The 16047-nt window shown below is 46.7% G+C and carries 15 protein-coding genes; 13 read left to right on the top strand and 2 right to left on the bottom strand.

The features are described from left to right. The 11 genes from VIP81_RS07045 to VIP81_RS06995 form a co-directional block, all read left to right on the top strand. Positions 1-592 (top strand): DUF4407 domain-containing protein (locus VIP81_RS07045; RefSeq protein ID WP_331957820.1); only part of this gene is annotated, 592 nt, incomplete at its 5' end. 32 nt (positions 593-624) lie between these two features. Beyond that, complete coding sequence (locus VIP81_RS07040; protein ID WP_331957818.1) at positions 625-1332, top strand: LytTR family DNA-binding domain-containing protein; 708 nt, start codon at positions 625-627, stop codon at positions 1330-1332. Positions 1333-1381: 49 nt separating this feature from the next. Then, on the top strand, positions 1382-1972 hold the full coding sequence (locus tag VIP81_RS07035; protein ID WP_331957816.1) for a TetR/AcrR family transcriptional regulator: 591 nt from the start codon (positions 1382-1384) through the stop codon (positions 1970-1972). A 39-nt stretch (positions 1973-2011) separates the two neighbouring features. Further along, entirely contained in the window at positions 2012-2881 is an 870-nt protein-coding gene (locus VIP81_RS07030; protein ID WP_331957814.1) for an alpha/beta hydrolase, read from the top strand. A gap of 72 nt (positions 2882-2953) precedes the next feature. Beyond that, a complete protein-coding gene (locus tag VIP81_RS07025; protein ID WP_331957812.1) occupies positions 2954-3544 on the top strand; it encodes an RNA polymerase sigma-70 factor in 591 nt (196 codons plus the stop codon). 573 nt (positions 3545-4117) lie between these two features. After that, complete coding sequence (locus VIP81_RS07020; protein WP_331957810.1) at positions 4118-5098, top strand: FecR family protein; 981 nt, start codon at positions 4118-4120, stop codon at positions 5096-5098. A gap of 38 nt (positions 5099-5136) precedes the next feature. Next, positions 5137-8472, top strand: coding sequence for a TonB-dependent receptor (locus tag VIP81_RS07015; protein ID WP_331957808.1), 3336 nt, complete (start codon positions 5137-5139; stop codon positions 8470-8472). Positions 8473-8483: 11 nt separating this feature from the next. Then, entirely contained in the window at positions 8484-9842 is a 1359-nt protein-coding gene (locus VIP81_RS07010; RefSeq protein ID WP_331957806.1) for a RagB/SusD family nutrient uptake outer membrane protein, read from the top strand. Between the two features lie 11 nt (positions 9843-9853). Further along, positions 9854-11065, top strand: a complete 1212-nt coding sequence (locus VIP81_RS07005) for a thioredoxin family protein (protein WP_331957804.1) — start codon at positions 9854-9856, stop codon at positions 11063-11065. 31 nt (positions 11066-11096) lie between these two features. Continuing rightward, entirely contained in the window at positions 11097-11549 is a 453-nt protein-coding gene (locus VIP81_RS07000; RefSeq protein WP_331957802.1) for a hypothetical protein, read from the top strand. 129 nt (positions 11550-11678) lie between these two features. Next, a complete protein-coding gene (locus tag VIP81_RS06995) occupies positions 11679-12707 on the top strand; it encodes a sugar phosphate isomerase/epimerase family protein (RefSeq protein WP_331957800.1) in 1029 nt (342 codons plus the stop codon). Positions 12708-12926: 219 nt separating this feature from the next. Here VIP81_RS06995 and VIP81_RS06990 read toward each other — a convergent pair whose 3' ends face one another. Then, positions 12927-13775: a dienelactone hydrolase family protein gene (locus VIP81_RS06990; RefSeq protein ID WP_331957798.1), complete on the bottom strand. Its 849-nt coding sequence runs from the start codon at positions 13773-13775 to the stop codon at positions 12927-12929. Positions 13776-13840: 65 nt separating this feature from the next. Here VIP81_RS06990 and VIP81_RS06985 point away from each other — a divergent pair, with 65 nt between their 5' ends. Beyond that, complete coding sequence (locus tag VIP81_RS06985; RefSeq protein WP_331957796.1) at positions 13841-15058, top strand: FAD-dependent oxidoreductase; 1218 nt, start codon at positions 13841-13843, stop codon at positions 15056-15058. Between the two features lie 43 nt (positions 15059-15101). Then, positions 15102-15512 (top strand): hypothetical protein, encoded by a 411-nt coding sequence (locus VIP81_RS06980; RefSeq protein ID WP_331957794.1) that lies wholly within the window; start codon positions 15102-15104, stop codon positions 15510-15512. Between the two features lie 120 nt (positions 15513-15632). Here the strand turns inward: VIP81_RS06980 and VIP81_RS06975 are convergent. Further along, on the bottom strand, positions 15633-16047 hold a 415-nt coding region (locus VIP81_RS06975; RefSeq protein ID WP_331957792.1), incomplete at its 5' end, for a DUF4974 domain-containing protein.

Genomic DNA, 16047 nt, shown 5'->3' with positions numbered 1-16047 from the left:
CAGAATAGGAGAGTCCGATATTGCCCGCGTAAAAAAATCCGCCTACCTCAAATCAGAAGAAGAACTGCAAGCCATGCAGCGGGCCTGGGAACCACAACAGCAACAGCTGCAGGCACAAATAGCGCGCATGCACAGCGTGGATAGTCTCAAGGAAACCGTTTACCTGGGTACACTCACCAACGGATTCCTGGCACAGATAGAAGCACTGCATGAACTCACAGAAACACATCCACCGGTAAATCAACGATACAGGTTGATCGTTTTTATCATCACCCTCATTGAAGTAATGCCCCTGCTCAGTAAAATCCTGATGCCGAAAGGCGAATATGATGAGAAACTGGCTGCCGCTACTGCTCAAGGCGTTGCTTCCGCACAACTGGAAACAGCCTCCGGACAGGAACTACAGGAACACTACCAGGCGGCTGCATTACAGGCCGATAAGGAAACAGTAGATCATTTGTTTGCTGCCACCAAAGACATCCGAAAAGAACAGGCGGAAGCCATGGTAAAAGAGTGGCGCAACCGCGAAAACAGCCAGTACCAGCATCTCTGGCAACAGGCCAAAAAATTGTTACTCGGGAAAATTATGTAAATCCCTATCTTGCTAATACGTAAAATAGCCATATGAAGCTGACTGCTATTGCTATAGATGATGAACCGGTGGCGCTGGCTGTTATTAAAAATCACGCCGCCATGGTGCCCTTTCTGGAAATGAAAGGTTTTTTTACCAATGCTTTTGATGCCATCGATTTTTTAAGCAAAGAAAAAGTAGACCTGCTTTTTCTCGATATAAAAATGCCGGATATTTCAGGGCTCGACTTTTTGTCCAGTCTCCCTTACCCGCCCATGACCGTTTTCACGACCGCCTATTCCGAACACGCGGTGAAAAGCTTTGAGCTGGATGCCATCGACTACCTGCTGAAACCCTTTTCACTCATACGTTTCATGAAGGCCTGCAATAAAGCCAATAACCTGTTGCAGCTAAAACAACAAAACGGTACGCCGTCGGTCAATAAAGATCAACCGGATTACATTTTCGTAAAAAGCGGGTATGAACAATTCCGTATTGTCCTGGATGATATCCTTTACCTGGAAAGCGCCGGTAACTACGTCAATTTTATCCTGACCGATCGCAAACTGATTTCCCGTTTATCTATGCAGGAAGCAGTAGACCTGTTACCCATTGCATCTTTCACCCGCGTACACCGCTCCTATATTGTAGCCAATAATAAAATTGAGCGGGCCGACCGGAATTCTCTCTACATCAGAAATATCCCCATTCCCGTTGGCGCCGCCTATGCGCCAGCTATTGAGCGGATCCTGAACCTGTAAAACAACTTTTTTTGCTGAATTGGACCAATTGGTCTAATTTGGTAACGCCATGGGAAAAGCGGAAAGAACAAGACAATTTATCATTGAGCAAGCGGCGCCTATTTTCAATCGAAAAGGGGTGGCAGGTACTTCTATCAGTGATATCCTGAAAGCCACGCGGCTGGCCAAAGGCGGCGTGTATGGCAACTTTGCTTCCAAAGAAGAAATTGTGATGGAGGTATTTGATTATATCGCAGAAGAAGAACGGCAGCAGCTGATGAAAATCACCGCCACCGCTAAAACTTCTGCCGGCAAATTCGAAGCCCTCTTTGAGTATTACGCCACCTTCCCGAAAAACCAGCGGGTGGCCGGCGGCTGCCCCATGCTCAACTTCGGCGTGGAAGCAGATGATACCAACCCAGGCCTCAAAAAGAAAGTCAGCGAACTGGTGTTATACTACCAGTCCCGCATCGCCAAAATGGTGCAGTATGGCAAGGATAACGGAGAATTTAAACCCGACTGGGACGAAAAAAAGTTTGCAGTTCGCATGTTCACCATGCTGGAAGGTGCTATCCTCGTGAGTAGTGTGCTGGGACACAACAAACAAATGCTGGTCGTACTGGACGCTTTAAGGGAAGAAATGAAACATCACTCGCTGTGATTTTTTTTATTGCTAAAAATAAACCAATCGGTCTAAAATATGCAACACCAGGTTTTACCATTATCGCTGCGGATGGCCGGTACCATGCTATCCATGATGAGTCGTCCTTTTCCGGGAGTGACGGCCAGGTTATTTTACCGCCTGTACTGCACGCCACCGGCAGGGAAACTGCGATCTACCCACGAACAGCTGCGCGGGCAGGCCATCCGCCAGCCCCTGCAGGTAAGCAGCTACCCGTTCGACAATACCCCACTGAAAATTACCACCTATCGCTGGGGAAACACCGGCCCTAAAGTATTGCTGCTGCATGGCTGGGGAGGAAGCCCTTTCCATTTTAAACAACTGATCACGGCATTGCTGGCAAACGGCTACCAGGTGGTGACCTACGATGCACCGGCACATGGCGACTCCGGCGGCAAACGCACCAACCTCGTACAATGGATGCATGTATTGGAACAGGTCATGAAACAGGAAGGAGAGCTGCACGCCATCATAGGCCATTCGTTTGGGGCCCTGAATGCCGCCCTCACCCTTTCCCGCAAGGACGTGAGCGTGCCCAAACTGGTACTCTTAGGCGCTGCATTAAGTGCCCCCGTATTCTTCGACGAAGCCTTGCGCCTGTTCCGTATTCACCCGGTGGTAATGCCCAAATTGATGCACCTGATCCGGCAACGCCTGCGGGAAGACCTCAGCGAAATGGACCTGCACCGCTATATCAATGGTATCAAAGCCGGCAGCATATGGATTGCCTATGATACCACAGATACACTGGCCAAAGCCACGGAAATAGACGATTACCTGCAGCAGTATCCTGCCATACAATCCCTTCGGATTACCGGCGACGGACATTTCCGGATTATGCGCCATGAGGCAGTACTGGCCGGTATACTCGCCTTCCTGGTAGCCTGACACATGGAAATAAAATAAACAATGCAGTCGGTTTTTCTTATCTTGCAGCCTTCCCGTTAATTCGCTGGTGATATGCATGGTATGACAGACAAAGAACTGGTTGGTCTGGTGCATTCGCAACCTTTAGAGGCGTTCCGGCTCATATACCAGAGGTATTGGGAGCCGCTTTTTAATATCGCCTTTAAAAGACTGCAGGATGCCGAGGAAGCCCGTGATATAGTACAGGAGGTGTTTGTAACCGTGTGGGATCAACGTGCGCAGCTACAGGCGCGGGAATCGCTGTTGCCCTACCTGCAGGTAATACTCCGTAACCGCATCTTTAATTTATATGCCCGCAATGAAGTGAAACTGCGATACATTGTGGAAACACAATGGCAGGCCACTTTCGCACATAATAATGTGGCACAGCAACTTACACTGAAAGAACTGCAACATATTGTCAACGACGCCATCGCGCAATTACCGCCACGCATGCAGGAAATATTTCTGCTCAACAGAGAAGAACAATTATCCCCCGCCGAAATTGCCGAACACCTTTCCCTGTCGGTACAAACAGTGAAAAATCAACTCCACCGCGCAACCGAAAAAATGCGCGAACACCTGCGGAGCAAAGTAGATCCTACACTCCTGATTATCGTTATCTCCATTTTAACAGGGAAGTAAATTTTTTATCATATAAAAAGAAAGTATGGGCTGCGAATTAAATTCGTTTGCAGTGTACACTTTTACGTTATAGTAATTAAAAAATATGTCAGCTGAAATGTAGTGTGGAAGCCTGTTTTAGCGGAATGTATTATCGCTTTATTTAAAAAACAGGGAATGCCTGTTTTTTAAATAAAGTTTTCAATAGCTTTGCAACCCCGGTGTTTAAAAAATGTTTAACACACGGAGCCAATTTTGCTTTTGAAGAGGATGACCGTGTCTGTATTTAGTTCAACCTGCCCAATCTCTTTTTAGCGTTTATCGTCCTTTGCTGCCCGGCCCTTGCTGGGCTTAACTATTGGGGCAATACCCCATGGGATTCCGGTGCGGTAGACGATATCGTTATACCATACGTATTCCTATGGATGCCGCCGCAAACAACCCGTTGTAAAACGAATAAGGTTGTTTTTGCATCCTGTTTTAGAATGCCGCTGGGGGAAACCCCACGGCATTTTAATTTCTCCCGAAAATATTTTTTTATCACCACTGGTACGATAGCCGTACCTCCCTGTACTTACGATATCAACCGCCATTATGCTCAACTACCGATATATTCGTTTTTTATTGCAAAAGCAGCAACAGGAGGGCCTCAGCGAGGAAGAAACTTTGTTTTTAGAGCAATGGTACCAGAGCCTGGAAACAATGCCGGGCAACCTGCCGTCGCCGGAACAACAGGCTGCGTTGAAACAACATTCCTGGCAGGAACTGTCAGCGATATACGAACAATCTATCAGCGTACAACAACCAGCCATCGTAAAACGCATCCCGCGCTGGCAGCGTTTTGTATGGCCGGCCGCCGCTGCATTGCTGTTGCTGGCAGGATTAAAATTCCTGTTCCCTACACCCGCTGCACCCAAAAATGTAGCCTGGGTTTCACTCGAATGCCCTGCCGGAAAACGCCTGAAAATGGTGCTGCCGGATAGTTCCGTGGTATGGCTCAACAGCGGCTCCAGTCTGCAATACAATCCCGACTTTGCGCAACAGCGACAATTCAACGTCGATAATGGAGAAGTGTTTTTCGACGTCGCCAAAGATGCCGCGCACCCCTTTATCGTAAAAACAAAAAGCCTGGCCGTCAAAGTATTAGGTACCTCCTTTAACGTAGCCGCTTACTCAAAACTCATCCAGGAAAAAGTAACCGTGGCCTCCGGTAATGTACAGGTACTCGATGAACATCAGTGCAATGTAACCCTCGGCGCCGGCCAGGAAATAGTCTACAACCGCAGCAACGCCGCTTTCATTACTCAACAGGTAAATGCTGTCCACGCCAACAGCTGGCGCAACGGAGATATCTATCTCACCAACGTAAGCCTGGAAGAACTGGCCCTGAAACTGGAAAATATTTATGGCTATGAAGTGGTATTCACCAATAATAAAATGAAGCAATGTATCAACAGCCTGCACTTTAACGATAAAGAACCAGTCACCAAAGTGCTGGACCTCTTAAAAATAATAGATAAGATCACCTATACGATTCGTAACAAGAAAATAATTATCAGTGGAGAGCCTTGCTGATAAAGCGCCTTACCATTCATACTAAATACCGACTATTTATGAACAATGGATTTCTACCAACCAACATCTATCAGCCAAAATGGGTGAAAATAATGCTGCTCTGTGGGCTGTTATGCTCGGCCATACAGCTGCACACCTATGCACAGTCGTACCTGCAAAAGCAAACAACCATTGCTTTCAGCTACGAAACAATCGCGTCCTGCCTGAAAAAACTGCAGACAAAAAGCGCTATCAACATCTCTTATAATGAAAGTGATGTAAAAAAGTATTCTGTTAATACACTCGACTTCAAAGATGCAGGCATCACAGCCATCCTCGATCAGCTGCTGAAAAATACCGACCTGCAATACCGTAGTATGAATGATGGTATCGTTATTTTCGTGAAGTCGGAAAATACCGCCAATGCCGCTATGCGGACCATTTCCGGTACGGTAAATAGTATCAAAGAGAAAGGCCCTGTACCCGGTGCTTCCGTGCTGGTAAAAGGTACCACCCGCGGCACCGCTACCAACGAAAAAGGAGAATTTACCATCAAAGTACCCGCCGATAAAAATATCCTGGTGTTTTCTGCCATCGGTATGCTGTCCCGTGAACTGGTGATCACCAGCGAAACCATGGAAGTACAACTGTCAGAAGATGCTAAAACGCTGGGCAGCGTAGTGGTAGTAGGTTACGGACAGGTGAATAAAAAAGACCTGACCGGCTCCGTATCATCTATCAAAACAGATGATATGAAAAAAATGAATACCACCTCCTTCGATGCAGCACTGGCTGGACGCACTGCCGGCGTAAATGCCGTGAAATCTACCGGCGCACCCGGTGCAGTAGCGAACATCCGCATCCGTGGAGGTACCTCTGCCTATGGCAACAATGAACCCCTGTATGTAATTGATGGCGTACCGGTAGAAGTGGGCAACGGTCAGGGAAATAAACAATATGCCGCCGATGTAAACAGACAAATATCTCCGCTGGCCAGCATCAACCCGGAAGATATTGAAAGCATGGACATCCTGAAAGATGCCTCTGCAGCAGCCATCTACGGCTCCCGCGCAGCAAACGGCGTTGTCATTATCACGACCAAACGCGGACGCTCCGGCCCTAAAGCAGATATATCCGTGGGATACACCGCCTCCGCCGATAAGTTTGCGAAAGACTATGATATGCTGAATGGCGCTGAATTCCTGAAAACAGTACAAACAGCTTACAATAGTGTCGGTAAATCTACCCCTAAAGATTCTGTACTCTATCCCGGCGCCAGCTCTGACTGGGGAAAAATGGTGACCCGCACCGCCATGACCAATAATGTATACCTCAATATCAATGGCGGTTCTAATAATGGTAATACCCTGTACTCTGTTTCCGGTAGTGTAACAGACCAGGCAGGCGTTATCAAAAACAGTGGCTTTAAACGCTATAACCTGAGAAGCCGTCTGGAAACAACACTGTTCGACAAATTACGCCTCGGTACCAACATGAACTATTCCATGATGGAAACGACTACCGGTACCGGCTATTACACGATTATCCGTTATCGCCCTGATATTCCGGCGTATGATAGTCTGGGTAGATATGGCGCCACCCCGGATAGCTCACAAGCCAACCCCGTAGCGCAACTGGATTATACCAGACGCGAAAGAAGCCAGAATATGATGATGTCATTTTTTGGTGAAGTGGAAATCGCAAAAGGATTAAGATGGCGTTCAGACCTCTCTTATAATATTATTAAGGGAGACATGCTTAACTATACCCCTTCTTCTGATGTATTTGAAATCAGGAACAATCGTACCGGGTCCAGGGAAGACTATACCAACAACAGCACTGCCCGTATTTTTGATAATACATTAAGTTACCTGAAGACCTTTGGACAACATAACCTCAATACCGTAGCCGGGATGTCATTCCAGCAAAGTAAAAGTGATTTTGTTACCATCAAATCCAATAACTTCTCAGACGATGAAGCCCTCAACCACTTGGGCGGCGCCAGCATCCTTAACAACTGGACCAGTGGTGGTACCATCAGTGGCCTGCAATCTTATTTCCTGCGCGCTAACTATAATTTCGCCGGCAAATATTATTTCACTTTCACCGGTCGTGCCGATGAATCTACCAAGTTTTCTCCGGGCAACCGTTGGGCATTCTTCCCATCTGCTGCACTGGCCTACCGCTTAACGGAAGCCAATTTTATGAAAAGCGCTTCCTGGCTGGAAGACCTGAAACTGCGCGTATCCGTAGGTAAAACCGGTAGCGCCAACTTCTCGGATTTCCAATATACCACACTCTTCACTTCCGGTAGCTTCTACGCCAGGAAAAATGGAATGATTGTAAATGATGTACCCAATCCGGATATCCGCTGGGAGTCTACCAACCAGCTGGATGCTGCCGTAGACTTCTCTATGTTCAAAGCTAAATTAAGAGGTACCATCGGATACTTTAAAAAGTTTACCCACGATATGATTCTGTATAGGAGCATTGCCATGGAAACAGGCGCTGCACAACAGTATTACAACGTAGGTGATTTCTCTAACCGTGGTGTGGAAGTACAGATAGGTAGTGATGTGATCCGTCATAAAAATTTCAGCTACATCACTGATGTAAATATTACGCGTATACGTAGCCGTGTAGAAAAACTGAATGGTGGATTCGATCTCAACGGTGTACTGAAAGAAGGGGAGAGCATGGGCTATTTTGAAGGATTTAAAACAGCCGGCATTTTCCAGTCAAAGGCAGAAATTGATGCGCTCAACAAAACTGCTCCTGAAGGCTTTTACCAATCTTCACAAACCGCTGCCGGAGATCTTAAATTTGTAGATGTAAATGGCGATGGCCGCATCACAGACGACGATCGCGGCATCATCGGAAAATCAGAACCTGATTTTTATGGAGGCTGGAACAATATCGTGCGTGTTGGTAAATGGGAAATTACCGCCTTCTTTAACTTTAGCATCGGTAATTCACTGTACAATCAGGCCCGCAAAGACATGATGGTATTTGGTACTAATACCAGCAACTATGCCCGCGAAATTTTAACTAACTCCTGGTCAGAATCCAATAAGGGCGGCAACTTGCCACGACTGGCTTCCGGTGATCCTAACCAGAACAAACGTGACTCCGACTTCTTTATTGAAAAAGCAGGTTTCTTTAAACTCAAAAACTTACAGATCGCTTACCTCTTTAATACACCTGCGCTGAACCGTGTCAGGATCAACAATATTCGTGTATTCCTGACCGGTAGTAACCTGCTCACGTTCACACCTTATAGCGGACTTGATCCGGAAGTAAACCCTGCCGGCGCCGGCAACTTTGCCCAGGGCTATGATTCGAACATCTATCCGTTGACCCGTTCATTCACCGCAGGTATTAACGTTAATCTGTAAACGAAAAAATCATGAAACAATATATTATCGCCACTATAGTCACCACTTTTTTATTCGCTTCCTGTAAGCTGGTAGATGTTACCGACGTATCGCCGGTGAACCAGCTGGAAGATGCCAATGCCATCACCTCCGTAGAAAAAGCACAGAGTGCCTTGTACGGTACCTACGGTATCCTGAACGGCACCGGACTGGCCTTTAACTATTATATGCCCGCCGCCGCTTGTCTGATGGGACTCACCATGGACCCCGGATCAGATGGTTTTGATTTTGCCAATAATAATGTACCCACCAATAACTACTGGCTGGAAAGCATGTATACCGGCGGTTACAAGATGATTAATATGACCAATCATATTATCACTAAAACCACCGCACTCCCCGGCGCTGACCCTCGTAAAACAAGAATCATCGGTGAAGCAAAATACCTGCGCGCCATGAGCTATTTCTACCTGTTGCGCTTATTCGGTGAGTTTTATGACACCACTTCTACTTACGGCCTGGTGTTGCGACTGGACCCGGTAAAAGATGCAGAAGCGTTTCCGCGCTCCGGTGTACATGCCGCTTACGACCAGATCAACAAAGACCTGGATGAAGCCATCCTTGAAACAGGGGAATTTTCCAGTACGTTTTATGCTTCCAAAATTGCTGCCCGTGCGCTGAAGTCGAAAGTATTGCTCTATCAGCAACGCTACGCGGAAGCTGCCGCCATGGCTCAACAAGTAACTATGAGCACACAGCGTAACCTGGAAGATACGTTTAAGACCATCTTCTTCAAAAAAATAAGAGATACCAAAGAAGCCATTTTTCAGACACCTTTTGATGCCGGCACCAACATCAATAACAAGTGCTTTGCATTTAACAGCTGGTATGTGCCTTCTGCTTATTACAAAGCATTTATGAAAGGCGATCGCCGGGATAGCATGGCCATCGTGGTATCTGGTACCCGTACCCGGAACGGTAAGTTTATCGCCGGTCAGGTAGATGGTGCACCTTCCAACTCCGATACAGAATATTTTATCCGCCTGGCGGAAATATACCTGGTACAGGCCGAAGCCATCGTGAGAAGTGGTGGTTCACTGGAAGATGCCAGAGCAGCCCTGAACAAAATACGCAAGCGTGCATTGATGCCGGATATCACCCTCAACGACAAAGCCGGTTTGCTCAATGCTATTCGGGAAGAGAAAGTGCGTGAACTGGGCGCAGAGAGCGGTGAAGAGTGGTATGACCTGGTGAGATATGCCAGCAAAGGGGAGCTGGATATTAAAACGTTTAAACCGGATTTTATGGGTAAGCAGCGGTATATTCTGCCTATTCCGTTGAAATCAATTCAGGCATCCGGTAAAGTAGTGGTACAGAACCAGGGATATTAATAAATGAATGTATGAAGAAACTATTTTTGTTAAGCGCGCTGTCGGCAAGTTTATCGCTCGGTGGCTACACTACCGCACAGGCCCAGCAAAATGAAACGGGCATTGTATTTCGTAAAGATGCTTTTGCGGATGTATTAAAGGAAAGCGCCCGCACGGGTAAGCTGGTTTTCATCGACTGCTACACCAGCTGGTGCGCTCCCTGCAAATGGATGGAAAAAAATGCCTTTACGAACGATACTGCTGCCAATTATTATAATGCCCATTTTATCAATTACAAAATTGATATGGAAAAAGGAGAGGGGCCTGAACTTCGCAAACGGTATGGTGTACAGGTATTTCCTACCTATCTGTTTCTTGACAGTAAAGGAGAGCTGGTACATAAGGCTACTTCCCGCATGGAGGTGTCTGAGTTTGTAGAAGAAGGAAAGAAAGCCCTGGACCCTACCCGCTCCTTAACGGCCATGGAAAAGGCTTTCAACAATGGAGAACGCAGCAAGGAAAATTTGCTGTCGTATGCACTGGCCTTACAGAAAACAGACCGTAACAAAGCAGATACCGTTAGCAGAATGCTGATCGCAGCGTTAACCGATGCCGATATGCTATCGCCACTGGGATGGAAAACCATACAGGCATTTGCCTGGGATGAAGAAGAAAAGCTGGGTAAATATTTCACTGCTCACCGGGACGAATACACGAAAAAGTATGATGCCAAAGCAGTCAGCAATGTAAAGGAACGATTGCTCAGCACCGCCCTCTATGGACTGATCCGCAAAAAAGACAGTACCGCTTTTTATGCCCGTCTTGCTCCGTGGTTGAACTCCTCTGATACCGGTATACAAAGAAAAGCCGTAATGATGGAAGCAGAGTTTTACCTGACCATGACCAACGTGAAGGGCTTTGTGAAAGTAACAGATAAAGCACTGGAAGGGATCATGCAACGGGACGATATTGGCCTGAGCTTCCTGGCAAGACGTTGCCAGTACCTGGCAAAGGGCAGTCAGCCATTTCTGCAACAGTGTTATAAGCTGGCCAAGCGCGCCGCCGTCATAGATCCAAAGGAATATGGTAACCAAAGCACCCTGGCTAAGATTTGCCAGGAGCTGGGCAACAAACCAGAAGCCCTCGAAGCTGCACAAGCAGCTTATGACTTGTCATTACTGGAAACCTCCAAGATCCAGAAAATAGCACAAAAAGAACTGGACGCCGTAAAAGAGATGAAATAAAATACAGACCTTCGGTGACATTACTTTCAATATGCCCAGGTATATTACAGTGACGTCACTGCTGAATAAAACAAAGAAAAGAGATCCGTGGTTGCTAGATGATTATACCATTAACCCCTATAGCGGATGTGCTTTCAATTGCCTGTACTGTTATATACGCGGTAGCAAATACGGTATTAACATGGCCGACAAGTTGTCGGTGAAGGAAAATGCTTTAGTGATCCTTCGCCGGCAACTGGCTGCCAGGGCCCGTAAGCAACAACTGGCACGCATGTACACTGCTTTTAAGCAACATGGCGCCCGCTATACCTTTCCGGCCTCTATCACCTTATGGGGCGGGGACGCCGCCGATAGCAAACAACTTGTACTACAGGCCGTGCAACAATATTATCCGCAGCACCTTACAAATTACAACGGCTTTTTGCGCAGCATACCAGTGTGCCGGCAGCCTACAACAGCGCACTACAGGCTGCTGCAGCCATAGAAACTACCCGCCGTGCACTGCCCGCTCAGATCCCTTTTGAATAGGCGTTCTCAAAATTTTATCTGTTTAAACTTGCTTTCCCCCTTGTAAAAGAATATTTTAGGAGGAAGAATTTTAAAACCCACGGATATGAGTAATGTAAACAATCGCAGACAATTCCTGCGTCAAATGGGGCTATACACGATGGGAATCGGTATGTTACCCGCTGTACTGGCTGCCTGTAATAACGGAAAATCCACCCGCAAAAGCGAGGAGGACAGCGCCGCTGCACCTGGCGCCGGAGAAGCCGCTGCCAAAGAGCTGTTCTTCAAAATATCACTGGCAGAATGGTCTTTCCACAAAGCATTGTTTGCCGGTAAAATGAATCACCTGGACTTCGCCTCCCGCGCCAAAAATGAATTTGGTATCCAGGGGATCGAATATGTAAACCAGTTCTTCAAAGACAAAGCAAAGGATCAATCCTACCTCGCGGAAATGAAGAAACGTGCCGACGACCTGGGTGTACGTAGTGTACTGATCATGTGCGATGGCGAAGGCGAAATGGGTGATCAGGATGTGAAGAAAAGATTGCAGGCAGTAGAAAACCATTACAAATGGATAGAAGCCGCCGCTTTCCTGGGTTGTCATTCTATTCGTGTAAATGCAGCAGGAGAAGGCACTCCGGAAGACGTAGCCAAAGCAGCTGCGGAATCATTAACCAAACTCGCCAGCTTTGGTAAAGAACATAATATAGGCGTGATCGTAGAAAACCACGGCGGTATGTCTTCCAATGGCAAATGGCTGAGCGGTATCATGAAAACGGTGAACATGCCTAACTGCGGCACCTTACCCGATCTGGGTAACTTCTGTATCAAGAGAAGTAAACCAACAGATAATACGCCGGAGGCCTGGTCCAAAACTGTTTGCGAGGAAGAATATGATCGCTACCAGGGTGTAACAGAACTAATGCCTTTTGCAAAAGGCGTGAGCGCTAAAACTTACGACTTCGATGCCGCCGGCAATGAAACAACCATCGACTATGCCCGCATCCTGAAGATTGTAAAAGACGCTAATTTCTCCGGCTTTATGGGTATTGAATATGAAGGAGAAAGACTGTCGGAAGAAGAAGGCATCAAGAAAACAAAAGAACTGCTGCTGAGAGTTGGCGCAACAATATAAAGCCTGCGAGTTTTTGTCTTACTCAGGATTATACTGATTTAGATGATTTTCCAGATTTTGTTTTCAGGATTAGAAAAAATTTAAAAGATTAGCGAAGACCTGCGAGAATAATCTCATTGGTCTTCGCTAATCTTTTAATCCTAAAATCCAAAAGTAAAAATCTGGAAAATCATCTAAATCAGTATAATCCTGGGAAAGACAAAAACTCGCTCATATCCATCACAACGCAAACACTTTTTTCAGAAACGCCAACGCATGTACGTAAGCATCTTCTGTAGCAACACTGTCAAAAATAGGGTTGCTGGGATTTGCAAAACCATGATCCGCATCATAGCGTTTAGCCGTTAACGTTTTCCCCGCTTCCTGCATGTTTTTTTCAAATTCATCTACTACCTGTGGTGTAATGCCTTTGTCTTTATTACCGAAGAAGCCCAACACCGGGGCTTGTAAAGTACGCAGTGTATTTACGTCTTTTTCCGGCATGCCATAATACATCACCACACCAATATTTTGTGCGCCTGCCAGCAGTCCCGACTGCAACGAAATGCCTCCGCCAAAACACCAGCCAATAGACGCTATTTTAGCCGATTTTCCGGCGTAGGCGATTGCCCCCCGCATGATGGCGCCCAATCGTTCTTTAGAGGCTCCCTGCATTAATTTGGCGGCATCCTGACGGTTGGTAGCTACCTGTTGATCATACATGTCCACCGCCAGCACATTTACTTTTCCTTCCAGGTCATTGTATAACTTTTCAGATTGCTTTTTGATGTAGTCGTTCAACCCATACCATTCCTGGTATACCAGCAAGTACCGGTCGGTAGCAGTGCTGGCTTTAAAGAGAAAGCCATGAGCCGGTTTGCCGTCGGCGGTGCTAAAGGTAATATCGGCACCGGTTGTGCCCTGATACGTATAAGGCAACGGGTCTTTATGCGCCATGCGAAAATCTTCCCGGTTGGCAAGGGTCGCAAATTCCGTGATGGCATCCGTATGGCAACAAGGCGCTGTTTGTGCAAAAGCACTCCCAACCATACATAATAATAATCCGGTTACGAAGAATCCTTTTTTCATAACAGTTGTATTTTGTAGGGAGAAGTTACGAAATTCTTTGGTGCAGGTTTTGTAAAATCAGCCGTATGGATCTTCAGTCAGGTTACCCTTATTCACTCATCCGCAATGGCCTCCCTTTCAACTACCCCTGGCTGGAAACGGATATTCGTACAGACGTGGCAGTGATAGGCGGCGGTATTTCAGGCGCTCTAACCGCGTATGCGCTAACGAAAGCGGGTATCTCCAATGTAGTAGTGGATGCCCGTACCATTGGGCTGGGCAGTACCGCTGCGAGTACTTCCCTGCTGCAGTACGAAATTGATACCCCTCTATACCAATTGCAGGAAAAAGTTGGGGTGGCCGCCGCCAACAGCGCCTATGAGCTTTGCGCGGCATCTATCGGCGAACTGGAACGCATTTGTAAAGCATTGCGCTTCCCTCATTTTGAAAAAAAGCACAGTCTCTACCTGGCCTCCTACCGCAAAGATGTGTCCTGGCTCCGGAAGGAATATGCCGCCCGTAAAGCGCTGGGCCTCAAAATGGAATGGTGGGAGGAAGCTGTGGTACTGGATAAGATGGGTTTTTCCGCCCCCGCGGCTATTTATTCGCATACCGCCGCACAAACAGATGCTTACCTGTTGTCGCATGCCCTCCACCAGCATAATATCCGCCACGGTGGGGCGGTATATGACCGTACTGCGGTGGTGGATATGGAATTCCGTCCACGGAGTGTGGTCCTGAAAACAGCCCATGGACAAACCATCACCGCCCGTTACGTAGTCATAGCGACAGGCTACGAAGTGCTGCAGTATATAAAACTACCCCTGCTTAAACTTAACGCCACCTACGCCGTAGTAAGCGAACCTAATCATGCGGAAGAACAGTGGTACAACGATTGCCTGATCTGGGAAACAAAATCGCCCTATCTCTACATGCGCGTTACCAGCGACCATCGGGTACTGGTGGGTGGAAGAGACGAACCTTTTTATAACCCCACGAGGCGTGATAAACTGATTCATCGCAAAGCTGCCGCACTGGAAAAAGACCTGCGTAAGAAGTTTCCGGACATTCGCTTTCATCCGGAATTCAAATGGACAGGCACTTTCGGATCTACAGAAGATGGTCTGCCATTCATCGGCGCCTTTCCCCCTATGCCACATACCTATTTTGCATTGGGCTTTGGCGGCAACGGTATCACCTTCAGCCAGATCGCCGCTAATATTATCGCAGATCTTGTGCAGGGAAAGAAAAATCCGGACACTGCTATTTTTTCTTTCAACAGAAAAATAAGACATTCACGGTAACGGATATACTTAAAAGTAATCATTGTTTTAAACGTATCACCGAATGGCAAATTCATTTTATTCTTATCTGGCATTTATACTGCCAGGCTCCAACGCAAACATCAACACACTGAAAAACGAGCTAACCGACTTTTATTCAAAACCGGTAATCGATGATCAGCCAGTCATCAGCATAAATGGAAACGACATCAGTGTACGTTTTCAGGATGACTACACCTTCCATATTGTGTTTTCGGCGGAAGCGCATGTAAACACAGAAGCCAGGGAGCTGGCGGAAGAGCAGGCACTGGATTGGAATGAAGCGCCTTTCGATAAAACAGCACTCGCGCAAAGTGCCAGCCGTTTTGAAATTTGGGGAGAACAAGATTTCGATATGGACTATTTCAATGATAGCCTTTTTATTATACAGAAAATAGAAGAATTTGATAACGTTATTATCTTTCAAAATAATTAATACCCTTTCTCAATCAGCAGGGTAGATCGCTTGTATTAATCACTTGCAACGATCCTGAAAAATAAAGGAGCCGCTCATTTTTGAGTCGCTCCTTTATTTTAACTAACGTTAACGGATATACTAAAAAGTAATCACCGCTTTATTGTCAGATATTTTGTACTTGAAATGTTGTTGTTCTCCCAGGTTATGCAATACCTCCTCCAGGGTAGCATGGTAAAAACGTGCTTCTGTAATAACGGGTGATTTGGAGGCGTCTCCCTTCATTTCTATTTCTACACCAAACCACTCTTCCAGCAGCCTGCTCAATGCCATTGGATTGGCATTTTGAATAGTAAGGGTATCGGATAACCAGGTTTCCAGTTCTTCCGGATGATAGGTTTCTTTTTCCATCAGGTCTATTTCATTATTGGCCAGGATCATTTGGCCGCGCTCCAGTATTTCCGGTTGGTTGTCGGTGGCGGAGTGGTAAGATTTGCCTACCCGGATTTTGCCGGTGAGCAGGTATACCGTGGCGCCATGCTGACTGGCGAAAGAA

The organism is Chitinophaga sp. (assembly GCF_036566945.1).
Taxonomy (GTDB): Bacteria; Bacteroidota; Bacteroidia; order Chitinophagales; family Chitinophagaceae; genus Chitinophaga.
The sequence above is the reverse complement of the archived record's forward strand: the minus strand, read 5'-3'. Positions and strand labels throughout refer to the sequence as shown.